The 23,958-nt window shown below is 32.8% G+C and carries 21 protein-coding genes; 7 read left to right on the top strand and 14 right to left on the bottom strand.

Going from position 1 to position 23,958, the window contains the following annotated elements:
- Positions 1–181 precede the first annotated feature (181 nt).
- Positions 182–2,155 (bottom strand): putative porin, encoded by a 1,974-nt coding sequence (locus C1S72_RS11480; RefSeq protein ID WP_104735723.1) that lies wholly within the window; start codon positions 2,153–2,155, stop codon positions 182–184.
- A 69-nt stretch (positions 2,156–2,224) separates the two neighbouring features.
- Here C1S72_RS11480 and C1S72_RS11475 point away from each other — a divergent pair, with 69 nt between their 5' ends.
- The 5 genes from C1S72_RS11475 to C1S72_RS11455 all read left to right on the top strand — a co-directional run bounded on the left by C1S72_RS11475 (position 2,225) and on the right by C1S72_RS11455 (position 8,633).
- Complete coding sequence (locus C1S72_RS11475; protein WP_104735722.1) at positions 2,225–2,824, top strand: ribonuclease HII; 600 nt, start codon at positions 2,225–2,227, stop codon at positions 2,822–2,824.
- Positions 2,825–2,889: 65 nt separating this feature from the next.
- The gene (locus tag C1S72_RS11470; protein ID WP_104735876.1) at positions 2,890–5,325 is read left to right on the top strand and encodes a ribonuclease HII; all 2,436 of its coding nucleotides are present in this window, start codon (positions 2,890–2,892) and stop codon (positions 5,323–5,325) included.
- 37 nt (positions 5,326–5,362) lie between these two features.
- Positions 5,363–6,412 carry a nucleoid-associated protein gene (locus C1S72_RS11465; RefSeq protein WP_104735721.1) on the top strand — a complete coding sequence of 350 codons (1,050 nt, stop codon included), beginning with the start codon at positions 5,363–5,365 and terminating at the stop codon, positions 6,410–6,412.
- Between the two features lie 108 nt (positions 6,413–6,520).
- A complete protein-coding gene (locus tag C1S72_RS11460; protein WP_162919973.1) occupies positions 6,521–7,327 on the top strand; it encodes a LytR/AlgR family response regulator transcription factor in 807 nt (268 codons plus the stop codon).
- Positions 7,328–7,415: 88 nt separating this feature from the next.
- Positions 7,416–8,633, top strand: a complete 1,218-nt coding sequence (locus tag C1S72_RS11455; RefSeq protein ID WP_104735719.1) for a dioxygenase family protein — start codon at positions 7,416–7,418, stop codon at positions 8,631–8,633.
- A 35-nt stretch (positions 8,634–8,668) separates the two neighbouring features.
- On the opposite strand, the gene C1S72_RS11450 is transcribed toward C1S72_RS11455, so the two are convergent.
- The 4 genes from C1S72_RS11450 to C1S72_RS11435 form a co-directional block, all read right to left on the bottom strand.
- Entirely contained in the window at positions 8,669–8,896 is a 228-nt protein-coding gene (locus C1S72_RS11450) for a hypothetical protein (RefSeq protein ID WP_162919972.1), read from the bottom strand.
- Positions 8,897–8,901: 5 nt separating this feature from the next.
- Positions 8,902–10,455 (bottom strand): T9SS type A sorting domain-containing protein, encoded by a 1,554-nt coding sequence (locus C1S72_RS11445; protein WP_104735717.1) that lies wholly within the window; start codon positions 10,453–10,455, stop codon positions 8,902–8,904.
- 63 nt (positions 10,456–10,518) lie between these two features.
- The gene (lipB, locus tag C1S72_RS11440) at positions 10,519–11,235 is read right to left on the bottom strand and encodes a lipoyl(octanoyl) transferase LipB (RefSeq protein WP_104735716.1); all 717 of its coding nucleotides are present in this window, start codon (positions 11,233–11,235) and stop codon (positions 10,519–10,521) included.
- Positions 11,236–11,264: 29 nt separating this feature from the next.
- Entirely contained in the window at positions 11,265–11,423 is a 159-nt protein-coding gene (locus tag C1S72_RS11435) for a YqaE/Pmp3 family membrane protein (protein WP_104735715.1), read from the bottom strand.
- 140 nt (positions 11,424–11,563) lie between these two features.
- Here C1S72_RS11435 and lysS point away from each other — a divergent pair, with 140 nt between their 5' ends.
- A complete protein-coding gene (gene lysS / locus C1S72_RS11430; RefSeq protein WP_104735714.1) occupies positions 11,564–13,258 on the top strand; it encodes a lysine--tRNA ligase in 1,695 nt (564 codons plus the stop codon).
- A 113-nt stretch (positions 13,259–13,371) separates the two neighbouring features.
- Positions 13,372–13,902 carry a YceI family protein gene (locus C1S72_RS11425; RefSeq protein WP_104735713.1) on the top strand — a complete coding sequence of 177 codons (531 nt, stop codon included), beginning with the start codon at positions 13,372–13,374 and terminating at the stop codon, positions 13,900–13,902.
- Here the strand turns inward: C1S72_RS11425 and C1S72_RS11420 are convergent.
- The 9 genes from C1S72_RS11420 to rpsK all read right to left on the bottom strand — a co-directional run bounded on the left by C1S72_RS11420 (position 13,899) and on the right by rpsK (position 23,953).
- Positions 13,899–14,813 carry a dimethylarginine dimethylaminohydrolase family protein gene (locus C1S72_RS11420; RefSeq protein WP_104735712.1) on the bottom strand — a complete coding sequence of 305 codons (915 nt, stop codon included), beginning with the start codon at positions 14,811–14,813 and terminating at the stop codon, positions 13,899–13,901. The two genes, C1S72_RS11425 and C1S72_RS11420, sit on opposite strands and share 4 nt — an antisense overlap.
- A 64-nt stretch (positions 14,814–14,877) precedes the next feature.
- A complete protein-coding gene (locus tag C1S72_RS11415; RefSeq protein WP_104735711.1) occupies positions 14,878–16,164 on the bottom strand; it encodes a citrate synthase in 1,287 nt (428 codons plus the stop codon).
- Between the two features lie 139 nt (positions 16,165–16,303).
- Complete coding sequence (locus C1S72_RS11410; RefSeq protein ID WP_104735710.1) at positions 16,304–18,406, bottom strand: DUF7619 domain-containing protein; 2,103 nt, start codon at positions 18,404–18,406, stop codon at positions 16,304–16,306.
- A 112-nt stretch (positions 18,407–18,518) separates the two neighbouring features.
- Positions 18,519–19,811 (bottom strand): phosphopyruvate hydratase, encoded by a 1,293-nt coding sequence (gene eno / locus C1S72_RS11405; RefSeq protein WP_104735709.1) that lies wholly within the window; start codon positions 19,809–19,811, stop codon positions 18,519–18,521.
- Positions 19,812–19,958: 147 nt separating this feature from the next.
- Entirely contained in the window at positions 19,959–21,062 is a 1,104-nt protein-coding gene (carA, locus tag C1S72_RS11400) for a glutamine-hydrolyzing carbamoyl-phosphate synthase small subunit (protein ID WP_104735708.1), read from the bottom strand.
- Positions 21,063–21,148: 86 nt separating this feature from the next.
- Positions 21,149–21,622 carry a 50S ribosomal protein L17 gene (rplQ, locus tag C1S72_RS11395; RefSeq protein WP_104735707.1) on the bottom strand — a complete coding sequence of 158 codons (474 nt, stop codon included), beginning with the start codon at positions 21,620–21,622 and terminating at the stop codon, positions 21,149–21,151.
- Between the two features lie 75 nt (positions 21,623–21,697).
- Complete coding sequence (locus C1S72_RS11390) at positions 21,698–22,690, bottom strand: DNA-directed RNA polymerase subunit alpha (protein ID WP_104735706.1); 993 nt, start codon at positions 22,688–22,690, stop codon at positions 21,698–21,700.
- Positions 22,691–22,787: 97 nt separating this feature from the next.
- Positions 22,788–23,393: a 30S ribosomal protein S4 gene (gene rpsD / locus C1S72_RS11385; protein ID WP_104735705.1), complete on the bottom strand. Its 606-nt coding sequence runs from the start codon at positions 23,391–23,393 to the stop codon at positions 22,788–22,790.
- A gap of 176 nt (positions 23,394–23,569) precedes the next feature.
- Complete coding sequence (gene rpsK / locus C1S72_RS11380) at positions 23,570–23,953, bottom strand: 30S ribosomal protein S11 (protein WP_104735704.1); 384 nt, start codon at positions 23,951–23,953, stop codon at positions 23,570–23,572.
- Positions 23,954–23,958 lie beyond the last annotated feature (5 nt).

Genomic DNA, 23,958 nt, shown 5'->3' with positions numbered 1-23,958 from the left:
AATCAATAATAATCCCTGAACTTTTTCGATTACTTCACTAATGTGACGCTAACGAGGGCGCAAATATACAACCCTTTCTATCTTCTAAACAAACTTTTTTTTGCCTTTTTTATAAAGTATTTTTTAATAGCTTATTTACAGCGGATTAGAGTCAATAAAACTGCTTAATTATTTTGAGAATCTATAAAAAGAAGTTCCAGACAACACCAAAGCGTACCACAAAATCTCGATAAGGATAGTTTGGTGCAGAGTAGTAGTCGTAACCTGTCCAAGCAGAATTAAAATGTTCTGCCTTTAGATATATACGAATTTGCTGGATTTTGGCATTAACAAAAAAATCAAATCTTGGAAAGCCACCATATTCCTGATTATTTTGGACATAGAATTCCGCCATTAGCGGATCATAAGCATTCATATAATATTTTGTAAAATAACTAAACGTTACACCTGTTTGTAAGAATAGCGCTCTTTTAAAGAAATGATTAGAATAATAAAGTGTATTTCTAGTTGTGAGCTCCGGCAAATTAAATATCATACCATCATCTTGCACGTTTTGATACATCACCGTATTATATAAGGTAAACTTTCTTAAAAAGTCAAATCCCTTTTCCCATTTAAGCTTTAAGTAACTTATAGTTTGATCTGTTTGAAACGGTTTGACCAAATCATCTGCACCATCTTTCTTAAAATAAGTGTAGTCATTAATAGTAGTATAGTTCAATACAACATTACCAAACCATTTAGAATTTAAACCAAATCCCAATTGCTGTGTCTCAATATTATTAAAATTGTTTTGCCAGTTATAGTTCTTATATACACTTTGATAAAGTAAATAGTTATAGTTAGGAGCAGTAGAGTTATGATTGATGTAAGCCTCCACATTATTATTTTCATTTAGACTATAAGATGCTTTTCCAGTAAAAAAATTACCTTCAAAATCACCTGAAACATTTAATCCTGCCTCTCCAAACAAACTAAATTTATTGATATTCTTTTGATATTTACCTCCAATTGAAAACACATCTCCTTTTAATCTGTTCGTGATGTATTGATTATTAATGACCACCACTTTATTGTAACCATAGTTATAATTGTTATGCGCTACATTAAATTGAAGATCACCTAGTGTGCTGTTACTGTAATTTAACCCTAATTGGTTGTAAAAATTTTCTAGCGTAACACGGTCTCGCAAATTACTGGTTTGAAAAGCATCACCAAAATATTCGTTTTCCCTTGTTTGATTGTATTCATAATACTTATCCTCAAAAGACATTGTATGTTCTAAATACAACTTGTTATTCCATAATGAATCTTTTGGTTTAATAATATGATATAAATGGTCTAAATGAAAACGTTTTCCTTTTAAAAGATTTTCGGCGTCTTCAAAATTCACAGCTAAAACAGCTCTATCTTTAAATTCGGGATTACCAGATTCAAAGAACGGTATGTTATCATCTTGTAAACCACCATTTTCTTCATTCAGTAAATCCTGCATCACCATATGTGCGTTTGCTATATAACGCCTATTTTTTGTTTGATAACTTGATGTAAACCTAAAATTACCTGTACTAGTCAATATGTGCTGATACTTACCTAATGAACGCAGTCCTTTGTATGCAATTGAAAAATTGAACTGTTTAGAAATATTAGTTGTGAAAAACGCATCTAATTGTTGGCCTTGTTCAAATGCAGTTTTATAATATAATTCCGTCAATGGTGTAGGAACCTGATAATAATCGATATCCTCAATTTCCATATAATTAAAATGTCTTGCCCTAGCACCAAATAAAGGCATGGTACTATTATTGACATAATTGTAGCTTAATGAGTTGTAAGTTTGTCCAACATTTGAAAAAGGGAGCAATTCAAAATTATCGCGACGCAAATAATTAAATTTATACTCTTTATGGATAGTCAAAGTCGTGTCTACAATAGTAGTGTCATTTTCATGAGACACGATTAAATACATATCAATTTTAGCATCCAAATTCTTGATATTCTTATTGCTCGTGCTTTCAGTTGAGCCTCTACTCAAAGAATCATTCAATCTTATATCTTGGTTGTTTGACTCTTTTTTAACATATCCTTGCCTTACTTGAGCAAATCCAATAGTCAAATTACAAAATAAAAAAAATGCTAAAATTATTTTCGACATAAAATTTTTTTCGACCTTGCAAATGTATATACAATTTACAATAACGCCATTATATTAAGAATTATTTAAATGCTAAAATTAAATTATTCGGGTTTTGAATATGAATGTGGTACTGATGAAGCTGGAAGAGGCTGTCTTGCTGGACCCGTTACGGCTGCAGCTGTAATATTACCGAGTACTTTTAAAAATACTGCACTAAACGACTCAAAACAGCTTACTAAAATCAATCGAAACACCTTAAGACCAATAATAGAAAAGGAAGCTTTAACTTTTGCTTTTAGTCATATATTCCCAACAGAAATTGATAAAATAAATATCTTAAATGCTTCTATATTAGCCATGCACCAATCAATTAAAAAATTGAATCTCGTTCCAGAATTTATCATTGTAGATGGTAATAAATTTAAACCTCTTAATGAAATACCCTATGATACTATTATAAAAGGAGACGGTAAATTTTTAAGTATTGCTGCAGCATCTGTAATAGCAAAAACAACAAGAGATACTTACATGGAACACATACATGAGGAATTCCCCATGTATAATTGGAAACAAAACAAAGGATATCCAACTAAAGAACACCGTGATGCTATAAAGAAATATGGCGTAACTAAATATCACCGAAAATCATTTCGTTTACTACCAAATCAATTGCAATTAGATTTATGATTTCAACAGGTAATCATTTTAACGGAATAGATTATTTATGTAGGTTTGTACAAATTCCCTCATCGATGAAAAAAATTTGTTTTTACACTATTATAATCACGCTTTTTTTTGGCTGTGATTCTTCTACTAAAAAAACGAAAATAATTGACTACCTCAACGATGAAGCTTCCACTATTATTAAAATTAAAAATGTTGGTAGCCTAAATGGCAACATTAATAACAATCCATTTTTGCAACAACTGGAAACCTCAATTTCCTATCAAAAATTATCTCAAAAACTTGATGTATTACAATACTTTGAAACAGAAGATGATATATATATATCATTGTTTAAAGATAATCAAGATAGTTTACAGTTTTCAATTATCACCAAGTTGAAAGCTAATTTATTCAATATAGATTCTTTACCAAATCACAGTATAGAAACCCTAAAATATCAATCTAAAACAATTACAAAAACTTCGGTTGAAAACACTGTGTTATTTAGCATTATAAAAGATAGTGTTTTTATTGGCGCTACAAACAAAGACCTTTTGAACAATACAATTGAGTCTCCTAAAATTCATCCACAGTTAGAATCTTTGATCAATTCATCTAATGATGAGAATCAACTGTCTGTATTGATAAATAAAAAGAAAGATAGCGATGTTCGATCACTATTTATTAACCCAGATATTACAACAAAAAACCTAACTGATTATCTGTTTTTTGATGTCGATATTAATCAAAATGAGATACTCTTGAATGGTGTTACACGCTCATCAGATTCTACAAAAAATCTGATTGATGCCTTTAGAAACACCATTCCTCAAGAAAACCGATTGGCACAAATCACACCAGCTAACAGTGATGGTTTTTTAAGTATTACATTTAATGATTTCAATACGTTTCACAATAATCTATCTACTATACAGAAATTAGATTCTATTACGGCTTACAATTTATTATTTGATAATATTATTGAAGCTGGTGTCATTTACCAAAATAACGACCAAGCCATCGTACTTAATTCATTAGATATATATCTTACAAAAGATGCATTATTAAACGATCAAGATATTATTGACACATACCGAGGTATTGACGTTTTAAGTTTTAGTAATCCTGAATTATTTAATCAGGTTTTAAAACCTTTTATTAATTACACCAAAGCAAATAAATATTGCATTGTAGATAATTTTATCGTGTTTTCGGATAATATGGACTTCCTTCAAAGTATTATTGCAAGCTATAAAAACCAGACAACCTACAATTCCAGAAATCACTACAACTTGTTGCAAGAAAAGTTTAGCGACGAGGCTTCAATATTAAGTGTAGTCAATTCAAATACTTTAGAAGCTTTGTTAAATCGTAATTTAAAAGACAGTATAAATTACAAATTGGATAATTATCAAACTTCAGGTATTCAATTTATTTATGATTCAAACTTTGCACACGTTAACGCTGTAATTCAAAAAGGTAAAACACGTATTTATGAAAATTCAATTTCAGAGTCTAGCGTTATAAAGTTGAAAGCTGATTTATTGAACAAACCACAATTAGTATCCAATCACATTACTAATGAAAAGGACATTGTTGTTCAGGATATTAACAATAATCTCTATTTAATTTCCAATAGCGGAAAAATTCTATGGAAAAAACAGCTTCAGGGAGCTGTTTTAGGTCGTATTGAGCAAATAGATATGTTCAAAAATGGCAGGTTGCAATTAGCATTTGCAACACCTAATCGTATTTATGTTTTAGATAGAAATGGGAAGGATGTATCGCCATTTCCGTTAAAGTTTAGTGATGCTATTACGCAACCGCTTTCTGTTTTTGATTATGATAATAATAGAAAATATCGATTGTTAGTAACACAAGGTAAGGAGGTTTTAATGCTTGATGCTAAAGGGAAAACTGTAAAAGGATTCAATTTTAAACAAGCTACTGATAATATAGTTCACCAGCCACAACATATTAGAATTGGTCGAAAAGATTACCTTTTATTTAAAACAAGTAACAAGCTTTATATTTTAGATAGAACAGGTAAAACACGTGTAACACCGAAAAATAATTTTAACTATTCATCTGAAGCCATGTATTTGTATAACGGGAATTTTGCAACCTCAACAACAGATGGTAAATTGGTTACAATTGACACAAAAGGCAATACAGCATCAAAAGAATTGAGTCTAACAAATTCGCATGACCTTGTTACCACGAGTAAAACGTTAGTAGCACTTTCCGAAAATAAATTACGTATCAAGCAAAAGACTTACGAACTGGATTACGGTAATTATAGTGAACCAGAAATTTTCTACATAAATGATAAAATTTATGTCACAGTTACTGATATTCAAACTCAAAAAGTCTATTTATTTGATAGTAACGCCAAACTATTGTCTAACTTTCCTGTTTATGGAACCTCACAAATTGACATGGCCAATATTGACAAAGACAACAACCTGGAATTTGTAACTAAAGGAGAAAGCGACACCATTCTTATCTATCAAATTAATTAAATTTCAACTCAAAAAGAGTCTATCTCGATCTATCAAAATGATAAAACGTACCCAAGCTTCCATATCTAAATGTATTATTCATAAAGTTGGCAATAAGTTTAACAATACCAAAAACGCTTTTTCAGAAAAGGAAGTTCATTTTGATGAGGCGAGTTATGAACTCATGCTTCCTTTTTTATTAAGACCCTTCGGTAGTGTTGTTCAAAGCTATCGCTTTAACCATCATGCAGATATTTCACTAAATGAAATAAACACGTACAGCTCGCAAATTTTTAATGACGACCATGATTTTATTGAAACCTCAAAACATATTGTAAAGCATTTATTTGAGCAGTCCAATTCAGCACAAATAAAAACTGGTGACGTATTGGTTGTCCTTTTTGAGGGCATTGAATTCAACGAGATAACTACCAATGCCTTGGGTATTTTTAAAATTGAAAACAAGGTAAATTTCTTTCAAACCTATTTAGAGAATAACAGCTATGACGTACTGGTTCAAAAAGGCATTAGCAGTAAAAAAGTAGATAAAGGTTGTTTAATTTTAAACCAAAGTGATACTGAAGGACGTATTGTTTTAAGTGCCGACAATAACAATTATGACGCGCAATATTGGACAAATCATTTCTTGAATATAAAATATGCAGACGACGCCAATAGCCACACGCAGCAATATATTGAACTCTGTAAAGATTTTTCTGAAGATATTTTAAAAATATCCTACGGCAATCAAGAACAAAACACGTTTTTAGCCAAAACTATCGACTTTTTCAAGGAGCATGAAATCATAAAAGTTGACGAATTCAAAGAAGATATATTTGAAGAAGATAAACACAAAACCTTATTTGACGATTATAAAAAAACCTTTGAAAGCGAAAAAGATTTGGTAATCCGTAACCAATTTGACGTTTCTGATTTAGTGGTTAACAAGGAAAAGAAAAAAATTAAAACAGAGATTAAGCTCGACACCAATATTCAAATCAAACTAGATATCGATGCGCCAGATGCATCAAGCGAGTATCTAGAACGTGGTTACGACGACGTAAAAAAAATGCACTACTACAAAGTCTTCTTTAATGCAGAAGGGTGATTTGACTTTCACAAAAAAATAGCCGAACTTCGTTCTATTGCCGTGTAACAGCATTTTCTATACTCGGTCAAAATTAATCTAATCGTTGCATACAAGTTCAAAAAGATATTGGGACAATTATTTATCATAAGTAATAAATTCAAAAACCCTAAAATTGGTAAAATACCCTTGTATGTAATTATTGTGGTTTTTGTATTTGTGTTAGCAGTACTACAAGATTATATATACAGCAGCATACAACAAACCGGGTTTTATCTTTCTGAATCATTATTGTATAATACCTTTTGGGTATTTTTTATTCCACTAACTATAATTATAAACCAACTGATAAGCATCATTAATCCCAAAAATAAATTGGGTAAATTACCATTTAATTTAGGAATTGGAATAACTTTTAGTTTTCTACATATTTTGTTATTTACAGCACTATTTGTATCTGTAAGTAATTTAGCGTTTACACCACCTCATCGGTTTTCAAATATTTTTAATGCCGCTTTTTCAAATCAATTTTATATCGCCCTATTATGGTATGTCATTTTCCCTGCTATATACGTTTCAAAAAGTAAATCTGAAAAATTAGTTTCTCATTATGATGACATAATAAAACTAAAAATTGGCACCAAAATTATAACAGTTCCAACTTCATCTATTCAGCTTATTTCAACAGATAAACCGTACTCTATAGTTTACACAAATGACCAAAAAATTTTAGACAACAAAAGTTTAAAAGAATTTGAAACTGAACTTGATCCAACTATTTTTTTAAGGGTACATCGTTCAACTATTATTAATGCTACTTACATTAAGGAACTAAAATCACGGAGTAATGGCGACTATGATGCAACACTTGAAAATGGTCAAGTAATAAGGTTGAGCAGACACTATAGAAATAATTGGCAACAACTACTCCAGTGAACCATGTATTTACTCCACAGAGGCAATTAGCAATAAAATGTACACATATCATTCTCATTTATGAGTACATTTATTGAAAACATTCAAAATGTCTCGATTCATTAAAATTGGATTTCTACTATTAATCTCCTCTAATTTACTCAACTGTAATGGTCAAATTCCAAAAACAAATACTATAAGCGATGATTTTGACAAATCAATGCCTTTTTATTACAAAATGCCCAACCACTTATCATATAGTGACACAAGTCCTGCATTTGAAGGCAATGAACAGAAAATTTTGCTAACCGGAACTGTTTATCAGATTGATGGAAAAACACCAGCCCCAAATGTTATTATTTACTACTACCAAACGAACAGTAAAGGTGTTTATGAAACAAAAGATAGTGAAGAAAGGAATATGCCTAAAAATAAACTGGGACATACTCATGGCTACATAAGAGGCTGGCTGAAAACAGATGAAAAGGGTAACTACGCAATTAAAACTATAAAACCAGGAACATATCCTAGCAGAGGCGAACCTGCACATATTCACATTACTGTTAAAGAGAGAAATATGAAAGAACCATACTATATAGACGATTTTGTGTTTGACAATGATCCGCTATTAACTACGCAACGCAGAAAAAACATGGAAAACCGCGGAGGAAGTGGCGTTATCCGATTTGTTCAAAAAGAGGATATCTGGATTGGCGAACGTAATATTATTTTGGGTTTGAATATTCCTGACTACCCAATACAAAACATAAACTCTATAAATTCAGGCAAAAACATTGGTGAGGATATTATTTCCTTTACTCCATTTCACGCTTATGGAGCAGACAAAGGCACAAAAACTTGTCCAATTTGCAAATACGGTTGGTATCACGGCATTCTATACTTTGTAGGTAACAATCCCAATTGGAATGACGTTAAAGAGTGGCTTACTTTTTTAGAAAGTGAAAGCCAAAAAAGAGAAACCTATTTGAAAGTATATTTTATATACGGTAATGACATCAACTATGTTAAAGATAAAAGAATGCAGGAATTAGAGAAACTTGGAACCGAACTCGGATTAAAAAAAGTTGCCTTGACATTTGTACCATCTTTTAACGACAAGACTTCAGAAGTATATTTGAACAAAATTAACCCTAATGTTGAAAATACATTTTTTATTTATAAACGTAGTAACATTATTGACAAATACGTTAACCTCAAACCAACCAAACAGAATTTTGAAAGTATAGTAAATCGTCTTGATGATAGCGCTAACGAATATTTTAAGCTCTCAAGACCAAAACAAAAACTAAACAACGAACAGAATTAACATCAGCATTGGGAATCTAGCCTAGTTTTTTCAAATTAATTTTTAGTCACATCAAAAGTATCATCAGATTTCGTAACAGCATCCTTGTCAAAAGAAATACTTTTTATTGGTTCTTTAGTTGACATTTCTATTGGCGGTTTTTTAAACGTACTAGGATGTTCAAACGCACTTATTTGTGATTCTTGGGTGTTGCGATTTTTTGTAATCTTTCTAACAATTACAATTACAACGATAAATCCTAAAAGAATAAATAAGAAATACACCTCCACTATTTTACAACAAACTTTTTGGCTTTTAAAAAGTTATCGTTTTTTACTACTAATAAATAATATCCTGAAGGTAAGTTTGACACATCGATTTCAGCTTTATTATCCATGAGTCCATCCTTCAAATTCATGATTTGTCGTCCTTGAATATCATAAATTTTGAACTCCATAGTATTCGAAACAAATTGGAGCTGCGAATCAAATTCAATAGTTAATTTGTTATCTACAGGGTTTGGATAGACAGAAAACAAATTGGTATTTACGCTTATGTCATCAATACTTAATTGGGCAGCATCTAAATAGTCTGGCACACCATTTTCATTGACATCATCATCAGTTGGATCACCATTACCATTATAATCTTCATCCATTGTAATAACGCCATCGCCATCATCATCCATATCCAAATGATTTGGAATACCGTCAGTATCAGTATCTAAAAATGTTGGTGGATTGACTCTGTTCTCTGAACTTCTACCTCCAAAAACTATTTCATATTCTGAAATCACTGTGTCACCATCATCGTCATCGTCCTGATAATTTGGGATACCATCACCATCCGTATCATCATCGCCTAAATCTCCATTACCATTGGCATCTTCCATATCATTAGGAATACCGTCATTTTCATCATCGTTATCACAGTTGGTAAAGCTTATTATTAAATCAAATTGTACATTATCAGTACTTGGGTTCATAACTATGGTGAAATTATTATTGCCAGAACTGATTGCAACATCTCCTGAAACCGACGCATTAGAAGCATCTAAAATATCAACGGTATTTTCTGAAGCATCTAAATTAAACAACCCCAGAACCCTTGTTTTATAATCATCAATATTGAACAATTCACTATTGTCATTATCTACATCACAAATAACCACATTAAAATCTCCTCTGGGTTTAAAACGCCAGCCTTCATTGTAAGCCTCCCATGGTCCAGTATTTCTATTTGGCGGTGTCAATCCATAACCTCCAGTTAGATTCTGAATACCTATCACCGCATTTCCATTATTCCATGTTGAACAAAGAGGTTTATTTTTAATCAATACATCTATTGTACCCGTAGTCTCATGTAACACAACTTGAAATGTTGAAATATTAATATTACAAGAGAAATGGGGAATGTCTTCATAAAAAATATAAAAACGTCTATTAGGAGATTCTCCAGAAACACCATAATAAACACCTCCTTCAGATGAAACCACACGATTATCAATATCATGATAGGGACCAAAAATAGCGGGTTTAGGTAAACCAGGAGAGGGAACTAAATCAGTAAACCTCCATTCATCAAATGTTTCGGCTAATGAATCATCAAAAACAATATCACCATTAGAACCAACAACTAAACTATTTAATTGCGAATAGTAAAATTCAAAATTAAAAGGAATAGTAATCAATGTAGAATAGACATCATCACCATTAAACTGTATGATATCTTGTTCCTGAAACTCTTGATATGGGATAGATTCAACAGTATATTGATAAGCGTTTTGAGAATAAAAATTGATTGAAAGTAATAATAGGATAATTGAGATGTAGCAATTTTTCATAAGTACAATTGATTAGCTTTATATCTTAAAGATACAATTATAGCCAAAAGGTTGCGTGAAAAATCAAACTTTTTCTTCCTGAAGTTGTAATTTGGCTTCAAACAAATTAGCAAAATGTTTTAACAGCTTTTCTTTCACTTCAGCTTCATCAACAGTCTGCTTACCTAACTCAACATTTAAAGAAGTAACCGCCTTACCTCGAATACCACACGGAATCATATTGTCAAAATAGCCTAAATCGGCATTCACATTTAATGCAAACCCGTGCATAGTAACCCAACGGCTGGCACGAACTCCCATAGCACATATTTTTCTAGCAAATGGTGTTCCCACATCTAACCAAACACCTGTCTCTCCGGGACTACGTTCTGCTTTTAAGCCATACTCTGCCAAGGTCAGAATAATCATTTCTTCAAGAAAGCGTAAGTATTTATGGATGTCCGTAAAAAAATTATCCAAATCTAAAATAGGATAACCCACTATTTGACCAGGACCATGATATGTAATATCACCACCGCGATTCACTTTGTAAAATGTGGCTCCCTTTTCAGCCAGTTGTTTTTCATCAACTAACAGATTAGACATATCGCCACTTTTTCCTAAAGTATACACATGCGGATGCTCAACAAACAGAAAATAGTTAGGTGTTTGTAAATTAGCTGCTTCGCGTCGGTTTTTAATCTTTGTATCAACAATAGCTTTAAATAATGATTCTTGATAATCCCAAGTCTCTTTATAATCTTTTAAGCCTAATTCTTGAATGGTTACAGTTTTTTTCATAGACTACAAAATTACAACTATTTTAACTATTAGGATTTCGGATTATTTAAAATTACTAAAGCAGCAATGACGCCAGGAACCCAGCCACAAAGCCACAATAAAAAAACGATTAGAATTGAGCCACAACCTCTGTCTAAAACAGCCAATGGCGGACAAATAATTGAAAGTAATACTCTCCAAAAACTCATGTGATTGATTTATTTTAATTGATGTACTTATATGTCGAAAATCTCAAAGCTTTGTTACACGTTAATTTCAATACAATAAATTGAAATCCTAATGAATAGTAATTATCTTTGTGCCTTCAAAAAACATACAATACAAATTTATGTCGCAATTATCTGAACAAGAATTGGTTCGTAGAGATAAGCTCTCCAAACTTCGAGAATTAGGTATCAACCCATATCCTGCAGATTTATTCCCTGTTGAGGAAACTTCGAAACAGGTGAAACAGAATTTTAAAGAAGGTAAAAAGGTTGTTATAGCTGGACGTTTAATGTCACGACGTATTCAAGGTAATGCTAGTTTTGCTGAATTGCAAGATAGTGATGGTCGTATTCAAGTGTATTTTAATCGTGACGAAATTTGTCCAGGCGATGATAAAACCCAATATAACACCGTTTACAAAAAGCTTTTAGACATTGGTGATTTTATTGGTGTTGAGGGTGAGCTATTTACCACAAAAGTTGGTGAAAAAACCGTTATGGTTAAAGACTTCTCCATTTTAAGTAAAGCGTTAAGACCATTGCCTCAACCACGTGTTGATGCCGATGGCAATGTTCACGATGCGTTTACAGATCCAGAGCAACGTTACAGACAACGTTATGCTGATTTGGTTGTTAATCCGCATGTAAAAGAGGTGTTTGTGAAGCGCACCAAGCTATTTAATGCCATGCGTGATTTTTTTAATAAAGCTGGTTATTTTGAAGTAGAAACGCCAATTTTACAACCTATTCCAGGTGGTGCGGCAGCGCGACCTTTTACAACGCATCACAACAGTTTAGATATTCCATTGTACATGCGAATTGCTAATGAACTATATCTAAAACGATTAATTGTAGGTGGATTTGATGGTGTTTATGAGTTTTCTAAAAACTTCCGTAATGAAGGCATGGACAGAACTCATAATCCAGAGTTTACAGCCATGGAAATTTATGTAGCCTATAAAGACTACAATTGGATGATGGATTTCTGCGAGCAGTTATTAGAGCATTGTGCTGTAGCTGTAAATGGTACTACAAAAGCTACTTTTGGAAAACATGAAATAGATTTTAAAGCGCCTTATGCTCGTGTTACTATGGCAGATTCTATTAAGCATTTTACTGGTTTTGATATTACTGGCAAAACAGAAGCCGAAATCAGACAAGCTGCTAAAGACATGGATATTGAAGTAGATGATACCATGGGAAAAGGCAAATTGATAGATGAAATTTTTGGCGAGAAATGCGAAGGGAATTATATACAACCTACATTTATTACAGACTATCCTAAAGAGATGAGTCCGTTGTGTAAAGAACATCGTGAAAATCCAGAATTAACCGAACGTTTTGAATTGATGGTTTGTGGTAAGGAAATAGCTAATGCGTATTCAGAATTAAATGACCCATTAGATCAACGAGAACGTTTTGAACATCAATTAAAATTGGCTGCAAAAGGTGATGACGAGGCTACCGAGTTTATTGATTACGACTTTTTACGTGCTTTAGAATATGGTATGCCTCCTACTTCTGGTATGGGAATTGGTATGGATAGGTTAATCATGTTTTTAACCAACAACCAATCTATTCAGGAAGTATTATTCTTCCCTCAAATGAAACCAGAGAAAAAACCATTGGCTATTAGCGAAGATGCTAAAGCGGTTTTAGAAATATTGAACAAGGTCGAAAAAATAGATTTAAATGATTTAAAAGGTCAATCGGGCTTGAGCAACAAAAAATGGGATAAAGCCATAAAAGACCTGACTAAAAACAAAGTAGCAAAAGTTGAAAAAACAGACGAAGGCTTGATGGTTGAAGTAGTTTAAATTATTCTTTAACTAAATTATAAGACAAGGAATTACAGAAATGTAGTTCCTTTTTTTTATTTTTAAAGAAATGGAATCGTTTTTGCAACAACTATATTAAAAACATCAATGTTATGAAATTTATTAAAAGCTTAATACTTATCGTTTTTATTTCAGCAACTACATCATTTGTGAATGCTCAAACTATAAATACAGACAAATCTGAAGTTAAGTTTAAAATTTCAGGAGGCGGTATATTTACAGTAAAAGGAACCTTTACTGGTATGAAAGGTGATTTTAATTTTAACGCGTCTGATGTTTCAGGTTCTAGTTTTGATATTTGCATTGACTCCAAAACTATTAATACAAAAAACGATAAGCGCGATGAACACTTGCGCTCTGCAGATTTTTTTGATGTAGAAAAGTATGAAACTATTTGTTATAAATCTAATACAGTAACAAAAACAAGCGATGGCTACAAAACCACTGGTGATTTAACCATTCATGGTGTAACTAAAACTGTGACTATACCATTTACTTTTAAAAATAATACGTTTGAAGGTGAACTGGAAATTAACCGTTTTGATTACAATATCGGTGAGGATTATGGTACGTTTCGAGTTGGCGAAACAGCCGAGGTAACCATTATTTGTAAGGTAAACTAGTCTCTAATTAACGGCAAAGTAGAGCAACGCAATAAACCTTCTTGTTTGGCAATTTCAGCATATGGCACTTCTTCAACTGTGATGCCTTGATTACGTAGCCAAGCGTTCAATCGTTTAAAGCCTTTTTCAGAAATAACAACGTCTTCTGATATTGAAAAAATATTACTATTCATGTGGTACATTTCTTCTTTATCAATTTCGAATACATTTTCCTTTTCAAAAAAATTAAGCAACCAATTATATTCTTCTTCAACCAAAAAACCATTTTTATGCAAAATAGCTTTCCCTTTTCCTACTGGTTGAAAACAGCAATCTAAATGCAAAGCATTTTCTCTAGGATTAGTATTTGATTTTCGTAAATCAAAAGACTTTATTTTTTTATGTGGAAACAATTCTTGCATCGCTTCAACGGCTTCCATATTGGTTCGAGCAATAATATAATCAGCATAATCATCGCCTCTATAAGTACCAATAAAAATGTGATCGTTATATAACATAACATCGCCACCTTCAATATGACAATGTTCTGGTAACTTAATTCTATTTTCTCTAGGGACTTGGGTCCAAACATGTTCAATAGCTGTAAACTCTTCTTCCCTGTCTGGCAAAATGTTTGCTTTTACAAACTTATCATCAATAACAAATGCGATATCGCGTGTAAAAATCTGATTACAGTCTTTTATTATTTCAGGCCGAAACACCTTAACATCATACTTCTCAAAAACCGCGGCTACGGCTTCCATTTCTTTTACCATATCAGCCTCAACAGGATAGGTTCCTGCTTTTATATGCTCCAATGATTTAGGATCATAAGCATCTTCAATACTGGGTGTTGGTCCATTACTTTTGGCAGTACCCAATACCACAGCACGTAATCGGGAAGTTTCGTTTTTAACGTTTAGTTTTAGCATGTTGTAAATATAAAAAAAGCTCCATAGAATCTATGAAGCTTTAATATGATATTTATTTATAATCTTATCGTTTATTAACAGGCTTAAATGACCTTAAAGTTTCTCCTGTATAAATTTGTCTTGGTCTACCAATTGGCTCATTGTTTAAACGCATTTCACGCCATTGTGCAATCCATCCTGGTAAGCGTCCTAAAGCAAACATAACCGTAAACATATCGGTTGGGATACCCATGGCACGATAGATAATTCCAGAATAAAAATCAACATTTGGATATAGCTTACGCTTTACAAAGTAATCGTCTTCCAGAGCTTCTTTTTCTAATCCTTTGGCAATATCTAATATAGGATCTTCAACGCCTAGGTTTCCTAGAACTTCATCGGCAGATTTCTTAATGATTCTTGCACGAGGATCGAAGTTTTTATAAACACGATGTCCGAATCCCATTAAACGGAACGGGTCATCTTTGTCCTTGGCTTTTGCCATATATTTTTTAGTATCGCCTCCATCTTCTTTTATGGCTTCCAACATTTCCAAAACTGCTTGGTTGGCACCACCATGAAGAGGTCCCCAAAGCGCCGAAATACCAGAAGACAATGAAGCAAATAATCCTGCATGAGAAGAACCAACTATTCTAACTGTTGAAGTTGAACAGTTTTGCTCGTGGTCAGCATGAAGAATCAATAACTTATCTAATGCATCTACTACTACTGGGTCTAAAATATATTCTTCATTAGGCTGTTTAAACATCATTTTAAGACAATTCTCAACATAACCTAAATTCTTATCGCCATAATCTAAAGGCAAACCATTTTTCTTACGTAATGTCCAAGCCACTAAAACCGGAAACTTACCCATAATACGCACAATAGCTTTGTACATCTCTTCTTCAGAATTTACGTTTACTGAAGAAGGGTTAAAAGCCGTAAGCGCACTTGTTAAAGAGGCCAAAACACCCATTGGATGAGCTGACTTTGGAAAAGCATCTACAATCTTACGCACATCATCATCAACAACCGAGTGGCTTTTGATATCAGCATGGAATTTATCTAGCTGTTCTTGTGTTGGTAATTCTCCAAAAATTAATAAATACGCAACCTCTAAAAAGTCGGCTTTTTCGGCTAATTCTTCAATAGAATATCCTCTGTATCTTAAAATACCTTTTTCACCATCCAAAAACGTAATGGCACTAGTACAAGAACCCGTGTTTTTATAACCTGGATCAATGGTCACAACACCATTGGTGGCACCTCGTAATGATTTGATATCAATGGCAACTTCATTCTCTGTTCCTTTAACCAAAGGAAATTCATATTTCTGGCCGTTAATTTCTATGGTAGCTTTATCTGACATATGTATTCTAAAATTTTTTGATATTATAGTGTCGAATTTGACAGCACGAAAATACGAAATATCTCACTATATTTAAAGGATATCACAGAGGATTTATCAATTTCACTATTGCTAAAATTGATATTTAGAACTATTTGACTTATTCCTTGATAATATTGACTATTTGCTGACCGTTTTTAGTCTTTATTTTTACAAAGTAAACACCTTTTGTCAAAGCCGAAGTATTTAAGGTTTCCTTATTCTGATTAGTATTTTGACTCACCACCAATCGGCCTTGAACGTCATATATTTCAACTTTCTGAATGACCAATTGGGTATTGATATGCAATAACCTAGATGTCGGAATTGGATAGACTGTGATAGCATCACCCAACTGATTTTCCTCAACCGATAGTGTTTGGAACGTCGTATTGGTCTCATTGGTAACAATCGGGAAATTGTAATCAAAAAAGATTTCGGCATCATTGGTTACCGAATCGCCTACATTTAAAGTATCCAATGTTTTTATTTTAAAGACCACATTGCCCTTTTCTTCAGGACCTAAATTGATATTATCAAAAATAAACTCAATTTTATTGCCTGCAACTTGAGTCATCATCTCATGACTGGCATACATAACCTGTAAGGTGTTCATGTCAAACATGGTTTCATCAATGACATCTTTTACTACCACAAAAGTAGCTGCAGCTGTTCCTGTATTTTCAAAGTTGATATTAAAGTGTAAATACTCGCCAATTTGGTTAGGTTCTACTATATCACCTTCCAGACAGGTTTTGTCATTAGGATCATAAGACCCAACAACGGTTTGTTTAAATTGAAATTCATTGTCTGAAGGGTTTTCGTCACCTACTGTTGGATTAATAGCACTAATGAAAGGTAACTCATCACCAATATTAACGGCAGGTGTTTCGGTAGGTGCATTGACATTTAAGGTTACTCTAAAAGCCCTACTTTCAAATGGCAATAAATCCGCATAATTCCAAGTCAAGACACCTACACTTTGACTATCAGGAGCTATAGAAGCTGATATATAATCCAAAACGGCATCATCATATTCAAAATTAATTTCGCCTGATAATGTTTGATTACCCTTATTTCTATAAACCAATTGATAAATAGCATCAAAGCCTGGCTGGGCCGGAGTAATAGGTGCGATAATAATTTCAACATCATTATGGACTCCAACAGCAGTCAAACAAAAATCTTGAGTTGTCGTATTATTGTTATTATCTGTAAACTCAATAGTAGCTGATTCTGGTGAAATATCAAACCACGAAGGGTTTTCAATAAAAGGTGTTAATTCAAAATTTCCTGATTGTGTATAAAAATGATATCCTCCTGAATTATCTGCATAAGTAGCTCCTTGTTCAGTTCCATCGTTAATGCTTATGCCCATATTTACGGGTACAATATCATTTAAGTCACACCCATCACTATCTGTATCAAAATAAGTATTTCCAGTAATGGAATTATAACTGCCGCCTGGTGTAAAAGTACAATATGAGGACACAACGGCATTTTCAAACTCAAAATAACTTGAAATAAAATCAAGTGTAGCTAATACCTCATCATCATCTACACATATATATTGAACAGTAGCTTCACTCAATATAATATCCGTGACATAATTAAAAATGCCATTCTTGATGTTAATATATTCGATTGGGTTACTACTAAAATCAAAATTAAAATGATTAGAACTTTCAAAGAAATAATTTGATAAGTCTAATTCAACTATATTATTACCACTAGCCAAAACATTAACTAGATTATTTACTCCAATTAATTCAAGGTCTGTCAATTGATTATTATAACATTGAAGAGAAAATAAACTATTACAATTTCTGATGTTTAATGAAGTTAGTTGATTCCATGAACAATTTAAATAAGTTAAATTTTCAAAAGCACTAACATCTAATGAAGACAAATTATTAAGCGAACAATCTAAATCTTCTAGTGCAGTCAAACCTAGTAAATTCAAGCTTGTTAATTGATTGGATTGACAATACAAATATATTAAATTCACAAAACTTGTAATTCCCGTTAAGTCACTTATACCTTCTCCACTAATATCTAAACTGGTAGCAGCTACTGCTTCACTTTCTTGAATCTCTCCATCAGTATTAGTATCAACACCTTCAGCAATGAGTGCTGCCTTAAAATTAGCATCTGGTATGTTAACTATTTGGGAATTGACAACAGTTGTAAGAATAAAAAATAAGGGAAGTAATAGTCTCTTCATGGTTAGCGTTTACTATATAGATGCAAAGAATGTAAAAAGGTTGCGTTAATTTACAATAAAAAATGCCTGCAATAAAATTGCAAGCATTTATAAATATCATATTTTGTATTAATTATTTAATCTTAAACGCTTTTTCTTGCGGGTAATATGCCACATGAGCTAGTTCCTCTTCTATACGTAATAACTGGTTGTATTTTGCCATACGGTCACTACGTGAAGCCGAGCCTGTTTTAATTTGGCCAGTGTTTAATGCTACTGCTAAATCGGCAATGGTATTGTCTTCAGTTTCACCAGAACGATGTGACATCACAGAGGTGTAACCAGCATTGTGTGCCATATTCACGGCAGCAATGGTTTCGGTTAATGTTCCTATTTGGTTTACTTTTATTAAAATAGAATTGGCAATACCATTTTCTATACCACGAGAGAGTCTTTCTACATTGGTTACAAATAAATCGTCACCAACCAATTGGACTTTATCACCAACTTTATCAGTTAGGTATTTCCAACCTTCCCAATCGTTTTCATCCATACCATCCTCAATGGAGATTATCGGGTACTTTTCACACAATTGCGCTAAATAATCAGCTTGCTCTTGGCTGGTTCTCACCTGGCCTTTATCGCCTTCAAACTTGGTGTAATCGTATTTACCATCAATATAGAATTCTGCTGAAGCACAATCTAAAGCAATCATCACGTCATCACCTAATTTATAACCTGCTTTAGTAACGGCTTTTTCAATAGTATCTAAAGCATCTTCTGTACCACCTTCAAGATTTGGTGCAAAACCACCTTCATCACCAACAGCTGTACTTAAACCACGATCATGCAATACCTTTTTCAAATTATGGAAAATCTCGGTTCCCATCTGCATAGCATGCGTGAAGTTTTTAGCCTTGACTGGCATTATCATAAATTCCTGAAATGCGATTGGTGCATCGGAATGTGAACCTCCATTGATGATATTCATCATTGGAACTGGTAAGGTGTTGGCAGATACACCACCAACATAACGATACAAGGGTAAGCCTAATTCATTAGCTGCTGCTTTGGCTGCTGCCAAAGAAACACCTAAAATAGTATTTGCGCCTAATTTAGATTTATTTGGCGTACCATCTAATTCAATCATGGTTTGATCAATCATATTCTGTTCAAAAACAGAAACACCTAATAACTCTTGAGCTATTACAGTGTTAACATTATTTACGGCCTTACTGACACCTTTACCCATAAATGTGTCTCCACCATCACGTAATTCAACAGCCTCATGCTCGCCTGTTGATGCTCCTGAAGGTACAGCAGCACGTCCCATAAAACCATTTTCGGTTGTCACATCAACTTCTACAGTTGGGTTACCTCTTGAATCTAAAATTTGTCTGGCGTGAATATCAATTATAATGCTCATTTAGTTGATTTTTTTTATTGATTACAAATTTACAAAATACTCTTACTTAAGCATATTGTTTGTAGGAGTATTGCATTTAATTTTTACGATAATGTTTTCGTAATAAAAAAACCTCAAAGGATTTTAGGTTTCTTTGAGGTTTTTGAATTAAGCGTTTTTAATATTCTCTATAAACTGATCAAAAAGATAAGTAGAATCATTTGGTCCAGGACTGGCTTCTGGATGATATTGTACTGAAAAACAGTTTTTAGATTTCATTTTAATACCTGCAACCGTATGATCATTTAAATGAACATGTGTAATTTCAACATCTGGATGGCTTTCTGTTTCTTCACGATTAATGGCGAAACCATGATTTTGAGAGGTTATTTCACCTTTTCCTGTTATTTTGTTTATGACAGGATGGTTAATACCTCTATGTCCATGATGCATTTTGTAAGTTGAAATGCCATTGGCAAGCGCTATTACTTGATGTCCTAAACAAATTCCAAATAATGGTAAGTTTCTATTGATAACCTCCTTTGCCACAGCTTGAGCTTCAACCAATGGCTCAGGATCACCAGGCCCATTAGATAAGAAATAGCCGTCGGGCTTGAATGCCTCTAAATCTTCAAACTTTGAGTTATAAGGAAATACTTTTATGTAGGCATCACGTTTAGCTAAATTGCGAAGTATATTTTTCTTCACACCAATATCTAAAGCGGCTATCTTATATTTTGCGTTTTCGTTTCCGAAATAATACGGTTCCTTGGTTGATACCTTTGAAGCCAATTCTAGGCCTTCCATGTTTGGTACTTCAGCCAACTGCTTTTTTAAGCCTTCAATATTATCAACTTCAGTTGAAATGACAGCATTCATAGCACCATTATCACGAATGTAAGATACTAGCGCTCTAGTATCAACATCAGAAATAGCTAATACATTATGCTTTTCAAAAAATTGCTCTAGATTTCCTTCAGCTGATGGTCTGGAATAGTTAAAACTAAAATTTTTGCAGATTAATCCTGAAATTTTTATTGAATCAGATTCTATTTCATCCTCATGGGTTCCATAATTACCAATGTGGGCATTGGTTGTTACCATAAGTTGTCCAAAATAAGAAGGATCTGTAAAAATTTCCTGATAACCTGTTGTTCCAGTATTGAAACATACTTCGCCAAAAGCAGTTCCTTTTTTGCCAATTGATTTGCCGTGAAATATAGTTCCATCCGCGAGTAGAACTATAGCTTTGTCTCGTTTATTATATTTCATTTTTAAAAAAAGGTTTTGCAAAATTGCATAAAAAAAAGGATAACCTAAAATAGATTATCCTTTATATATTAAATGCTTATTAACATTTATTCTTCTTCGTTTGTTGCTTTCGTTTCAACTGGAGCAGCAGCAGCCGGTTTAGAACCACCTCTTCTACTTCTTCGTGTTGTTTTCTTCTTCGCTTTACCAGCATTGTAGATTTCGTTGTAATCAACTAATTCTATCATTGCCATATCAGCGTTATCTCCCAAACGATTTCCTAGTTTAATAATTCTAGTATAACCTCCTGGTCTATCACCTACTTTAGGAGCAACCTCTCTGAATAACTCAACAACAGCATCTTTTTGTCTAAGACGTGACATAACAATACGTCTGTTATGCGTAGTATCTTCTTTAGATTTAGTTACTAAAGGTTCTACAAATTGCTTTAATGCTTTTGCTTTTGCAACAGTTGTGTTAATACGCTTGTGTTCAATTAATGAACACGCCATATTAGCCAACATGGACTTTCTGTGAGCTGTTTTTCTACCTAAATGGTTTGTTTTTTTTCCGTGTCTCATGACATTTGTTTTATCATCTTGCTACCAGACCACACTATAAGCGTGGGAGCAAAATATGATTAGTATTAATTATTATTAGTCTTTATCTAATTTATATTTTGATAAATCCATTCCGAAGTTTAATCCTTTTACATTTACTAGTTCTTCTAGTTCTGTTAAAGATTTCTTACCAAAATTACGGAACTTCATTAAGTCATTTTTATTGAATGATACTAAATCACCTAATGTATCAACTTCAGCTGCTTTTAAACAGTTTAATGCACGTACAGAAAGATCCATATCAACTAATTTAGTTTTCAATAGTTGTCTCATGTGAAGTGATTCTTCATCATAAGTTTCAGTCTGTGCAATTTCATCAGCTTCTAATGTAATACGCTCATCAGAGAATAACATGAAGTGGTGAATTAACGTTTTTGCTGCTTCAGTTAAAGCATCTTGAGGGTTGATAGAACCATCAGTAATGATTTCGAAAACTAATTTTTCGTAATCTGTTTTTTGCTCTACACGGTAATTTTCAATGCTATACTTCACATTTTTTATTGGTGTGTAGATTGAATCTGTAAAGATTGTTCCAATTGGCGCTGAAGCTTTTTTGTTTTCTTCAGCAGGAACATATCCTCTACCTTTTTCAATAGTGATTTCCATATTAACATTCACTTTAGGATCTAAATTACAGATTACTAATTCTGAATTTAATACTTGAAATCCTGAAATAAATTTTTGGAAATCGCCCGCTGTAATTTGCTCTTGACCTGAAATAGAAATAGAAACAGATTCGTTATCTACGTCTTCGATTTGTCTTTTAAAACGAATTTGTTTTAAATTTAAAATGATTTCAGTAACGTCTTCAACAACACCTGCTATTGTAGAGAATTCGTGATCCACACCTTCAATTCTAACGGATGTAATTGCAAATCCTTCTAAAGAAGATAATAAAACTCTTCTTAAAGCATTTCCTACTGTTAAACCATAACCTGGCTCTAAAGGTCTAAATTCGAACTTCCCTTCAAAGTCAGTTGAATCAATCATGATTACTTTGTCGGGCTTTTGAAAATTAAATACTGCCATATTGTTTCTTCGTTTTAATTGTTATTTAGTTGCGCGGTTTATAAGTTTGAAGAAGTACCAATAAACCCTTTGGCTAAATACCAATATTTTTAAATGATTATTTAGAATATAATTCGACGATGAATTGCTCGTTGATGTTTTCTGGAATTTGAATTCTAGCAGGAACAGAAACGTACGTTCCTTCCTTCTTATCATTATTCCATGTAATCCATTCGTACACGTTGCTTGAGTTAGCTAATGAATTATTAATTGACTCAAGTGATTTTGATTTTTCTCTTACTGCAACAACATCACCAGCTTTTAATTGGTATGATGGAATATTTACCAAATTACCATTTACTGTGATGTGTCTGTGAGATACTAATTGTCTAGCACCACTTCTTGAAGGTGATAATCCCATTCTGAAGACTACGTTATCTAAACGAGACTCACATAATTGTAACAACACCTCACCTGTAATTCCAGGAGCAGCTGTTGCTCTTTTGAACATATTTCTGAATTGTTTTTCTAAAATACCATAAGTATATTTAGCTTTTTGCTTTTCCATTAATTGGATTGCATATTCAGATTTCTTTCCACGACGCTTGTTTGCACCATGTTGACCTGGAGGGTAATTTCTTTTTTCAAAAGATTTATCTTCTCCGTAGATAGCTTCGCCAAATTTACGAGCTATTTTAGTTTTAGGACCAGTATATCTTGCCATTTTAAATTGTTGTTTTGAGAGTGAATATGAATTAAGGTCTTAATCTTATCCTTCGATAATCGTTGATCTCCCGTTGATACTTGTTAATTAATTATTTTTTTTGGTTTGCAAATTTACATATAAAAAAATTAATATCAATTGTATAAACAATTGATATTAATCTCTTTAATTATAAATTATACTCTTCTACGTTTTGGAGGACGACATCCATTATGTGGTAATGGCGTAACATCGATGATTTCAGTTACTTCAATACCTGCATTGTGAATTGAACGAATAGCAGATTCTCTACCATTTCCTGGTCCTTTTACGTAAACTTTTACTTTCTTTAATCCAGCTTCTTGTGCAACTCCAGCAGCATCTTCTGCAGCTAATTGAGCAGCATAAGGTGTGTTCTTTTTAGAACCACGGAATCCCATTTTACCAGCTGAAGACCATGAAATTACATCGCCTTTTTTGTTTGTAAGTGATATGATGATGTTGTTAAATGAAGCTGTTACGTGTGCTTCACCTACTGCATCTACAATTACTTTACGCTTTTTAGTACTTGACTTTGCCATATTAT

This window comes from Hanstruepera ponticola (genome assembly GCF_002940745.1).
Classification (GTDB): domain Bacteria; phylum Bacteroidota; class Bacteroidia; order Flavobacteriales; family Flavobacteriaceae; genus Hanstruepera; species Hanstruepera ponticola.
This window is presented reverse-complemented; position numbering and strand designations above follow the sequence as displayed.